This window comes from Corynebacterium lipophiloflavum DSM 44291, from assembly GCF_000159635.1.
Lineage (GTDB): Bacteria > Actinomycetota > Actinomycetes > Mycobacteriales > Mycobacteriaceae > Corynebacterium > Corynebacterium lipophiloflavum.
In genome coordinates this window covers 1-414 of record NZ_GG667226.1, presented here as the reverse complement: position 1 = coordinate 414, position 414 = coordinate 1, and the positions used below count along the sequence as shown (strand labels likewise).

Genomic DNA, 414 nt, shown 5'->3' with positions numbered 1-414 from the left:
ATCCACCCCGCCGCCCTGCCCGTGGCGGTGTTCGCGGCCACCCTCGCCGTCATCATGGCGGAGCGGTTCTCGCTGGTTATCGCCGTCTCGATTGCCGCGGCGACGCTGTGGCGGGTGCTCAGCGCGCGGCAGCGGGCGCGTTGGGCGGGGCGTCGACAAGCAATAGTGGCGCTGTTTTTGGGCCACGTTGTCACCAACGTGCAGGCCGGGTCCACCCTCGAGGCCGCCTGCAACCGCGCCGCAGACCACCTGCCGGAGGACTGTCCGGCGCCCCTGGCCAACAACGTGCGCCAGCTAGTCGCCGCCGCGCGTACCGGCACCGCCCCGCACGACGTGTTCGCCACCGCGCCGGCACCGGAGCTTGCCGACGTCGCCGCATTGTGGTCGCTCGCGATCCACCGGGGCCTGCCTGTC

1 protein-coding gene is annotated in these 414 nt (G+C 72.5%); it reads left to right on the top strand.

Going from position 1 to position 414, the window contains the following annotated elements:
• Positions 1-414: hypothetical protein (locus HMPREF0298_RS12520; RefSeq protein WP_006841337.1), on the top strand; the 414-nt coding region annotated here is incomplete at both ends.